The 3,139-nt window shown below is 52.6% G+C and carries 3 protein-coding genes and 1 pseudogene; 1 reads left to right on the top strand and 3 read right to left on the bottom strand.

Annotated features, from left to right (window positions below; genetic code table 11):
• Positions 1-329 precede the first annotated feature (329 nt).
• The 3 genes and pseudogenes from ACJHX7_RS26015 to estX form a co-directional block, all read right to left on the bottom strand.
• Positions 330-1,168: pseudogene (locus ACJHX7_RS26015) on the bottom strand (AadA family aminoglycoside 3''-O-nucleotidyltransferase).
• A gap of 57 nt (positions 1,169-1,225) precedes the next feature.
• Entirely contained in the window at positions 1,226-1,834 is a 609-nt protein-coding gene (locus ACJHX7_RS26010) for an HAD family hydrolase (protein ID WP_000050382.1), read from the bottom strand.
• A 95-nt stretch (positions 1,835-1,929) separates the two neighbouring features.
• Positions 1,930-2,772, bottom strand: a complete 843-nt coding sequence (estX, locus tag ACJHX7_RS26005; protein ID WP_001456218.1) for an alpha/beta fold putative hydrolase EstX — start codon at positions 2,770-2,772, stop codon at positions 1,930-1,932.
• A gap of 166 nt (positions 2,773-2,938) precedes the next feature.
• Between estX and ACJHX7_RS26000 the strand changes: the two genes are divergently transcribed.
• The coding region (locus tag ACJHX7_RS26000; protein WP_171766542.1) for a phage integrase N-terminal SAM-like domain-containing protein at positions 2,939-3,139 on the top strand (201 nt) is incomplete at its 3' end.

Below are 3,139 nucleotides of genomic sequence, written 5' to 3'. Positions count from 1 at the left end.
ACGGCACTGCTGGCAAGTACATGTCCATGCCGAGTGATGCCAATAAATCGAACGGTGATAACAACAACACCGTGGCGGCAAGGGAGTACCGCCAACTAAAGTTTTTTGAGCTCACGAAACCATCTCCTTGAACAAAGGATTTGGCGGCGCTCCCGTAGAGCAAAAGGATTCATGAGAACGCCGCAACAACCGAAAAATGAAGGTTGCTGCGGCTTACTTGTCTGCGTTCTTGGAAGTGCTCATCTGCTGACTATCTCATGATTGAATTTGAATCGTAACAACTTTCAAGCAACTCTGCAAGGAGCCTTATTGTGCGCCCAACGCCGGAGTTAAGCCGCCGCGCGTAGCGCGGTCGGCTTGAACGAATTGTTAGACATCATTTACCAACTGACTTGATGATCTCGCCTTTCACAAAGCGAATAAATTCTTCCAAGTGATCTGCGCGTGAGGCCAAGTGATCTTCTTTTTGTCCCAGATAAGCTTGCTTAGCTTCAAGTAAGACGGGCTGATACTGGGCAGGTAGGCGTTTTATTGCCCAGTCGGCAGCGACATCCTTCGGCGCGATTTTGCCGGTTATTGCGCTGTACCAAATGCGGGACAACGTAAGCACTACATTTCGCTCATCGCCGGCCCAGTCGGGCTGCGAGTTCCATAGCTTCAAGGTTTCCCTCAGCGCCTCGAATAGATCCTGTTCAGGAACCGGGTCAAAGAATTCCTCCGCTGCCGGACCTACCAAGGCAACGCTATGTTCTCTTGCTTTTGTAAGCAGGATAGCTAGATCAATGTCGATCATGGCTGGCTCGAAGATACCCGCAAGAATGTCATTGCGCTGCCATTCTCCAAATTGCAGCTCGCGCTTAGCCGGATAACGCCACGGGATGATGTCGTCATGCACGACAAGGGTGACTTCTATAGCGCGGAGCGTCTCGCTCTCGCCAGGGAAAGCCGAAGCCTCCATAAGGTCATTGAGCAATGCTCGCCGCGTCGTTTCATCAAGCTTTACGGCCACAGTAACCAACAAATCAATATCGCTGTATGGCTTCAGGCCGCCATCCACTGCGGAGCCGTACAAATGCACGGCCAGCAACGTTGATTCCAGATGGCGCTCAATGACGCTTAGCACCTCTGATAGTTGGTTCGAAATTTCGATGGTCACCGCTACCCTCATGATGTCTAACACCAGAATTAAGCCGCGCCGCGAAGCGGCGTCGGCTTGAATGACTTGTTAGCGCCCACCTGCGACGCCAACCTCTTGCCACTGATAGTACTGCTTAGTAGCAATGGCCAGCATATCCAGGTCCTCCGGCGTGTCTCCGTACGCGTAGATGGTCGGATATGTCGCCAGGTCGTAGCGCTCACGGACCAAGCGAGCCTTCTCCGTCAAGACGCACTGCCGCCCTTCATAGCGGCCCGTTAGGATTCCGTCCGACTGTTGCAAGGAAGAACAGATGAGCTCAACGCCGTGCGAGTCGCACCACGGCTCCAAGTAAGCCTCAAGTCCGCCGGAAACAACGACAACCTTGTGCCCCTGCGCTTTGTGCCATGCGATGCGCTGCATTGCCTCGCCGCGGAGGGTATTGGGCAGGTAGCTCTGAGCGAAGTCACGACCTTGGGCCTCCAGGACCGAGGCCGGGATGCCGCTGTAAGCGAAGCGAACGATGACGCGACGGATCAGGGTGCCAGACAAGATCCCAATCTTATACCCAAGCACGAGCGGCGCCAGAAGCAGTTGTCCCACAAGCAGTCGACGTCGGCTCACGGACCGCCGCACAAAATCCGGCATCGTCTCGCGAGTGGTAATTGTGCCATCGAAGTCAAAGAGTGCGAGAGACATGCGTTGTGGGCGCTAACGCCTTGCTCACCGGAAAATTGCGAGCGCAGCGAGTAATTTTTCCGGTGCAGCAACTTGTTGTACGGTGCAACCGATAGCTATGACGTTTGCCCCTTAATCGCCTGGATAATCCTCGGCCAGTCTTCATGATGCAACTCATGTCCCGTGCCTTCGAGTGTCAGCATTTTTGAACCACGAATCGCATCTTTCAGTGCCAACCCATGCACATAAGGAAGTACAGGATCCTCCGTGCCGTGAATGATCAAAGTTGGTACAGCTATCTCATTTAATCTCCCGAGCCATCTCTCGCCACCACCTAAAGTAGTGTGGTTGAATGTTGTCAGGATATTCGGAGTGCGATCAAAATTTAACTCAGCGATGTTTTGTATCTTCTCAGCGTCAAAAGCATGCGCAGTACCTGAGTTGATTCGCCACGCTCCGACCTGATACGCGACGACAGCATCTCTATCAGACCAATCCAGCGATTCCGCCCGTTGGTGATACTCAATGATGGCAGGATCAAAAGCGGGCATATCCGGATCTGCATCTGCAAGCCGTTCTGAAGCAATCAGCGTCAAGCTCTTCACACGTTTCGGATACTTGAGAGCTACAAGCTGGGAAAGAAATCCCCCCAAAGACATGCCGACTAAATGAGCAGCTTCCAGACCATAACCATCAATGACGCGAACCACATCATCTGCTAATTCTTCAACGGAATATGGAGCCTGACCTGGCTCATAGCTTGTTGATTTCCCGGTATCACGGTGGTCGTACCGGATCACATAGCGACCCATTTTGGCAAGTTGGGAACAAAACTCATCAGGCCACCACACCGCAGACGACATTGCCCCCATGATCAGAATAATGGGTTCATGGGCCGGGTCGCCGAATGATTCGGTATAGAGTGAAATCGCTTTATCAACAACTACCTTTTCTTTCATACTTAAATTGCCTTCGAGTTCTACGTACAACTTTGTTTTAGGGCGACTGCCCTGCTGCGTAACATCGTTGCTGCTCCATAACATCAAACATCGACCCACGGCGTAACGCGCTTGCTGCTTGGATGCTCGAGGCATAGACTGTACAAAAAAACAGTCATAACAAGCCATGAAAACCGCCACTGCGCCGTTACCACCGCTGCGTTCGGTCAAGGTTCTGGACCAGTTGCGTGAGCGCATACGCTACTTGCATTACAGTTTACGAACCGAACAGGCTTATGTCCACTGGGTTCGTGCCTTCATCCGTTTCCACGGTGTGCGTCACCCGGCAACCTTGGGCAGCAGCGAAGTCGAGGCATTTCTGTCCTGG

This window comes from Escherichia sp. WS1451 (assembly GCF_046487365.1).
GTDB classification, from domain to species: domain Bacteria; phylum Pseudomonadota; class Gammaproteobacteria; order Enterobacterales; family Enterobacteriaceae; genus Escherichia; species Escherichia coli.
The sequence above is the reverse complement of the archived record's forward strand: the minus strand, read 5'-3'. Positions and strand labels throughout refer to the sequence as shown.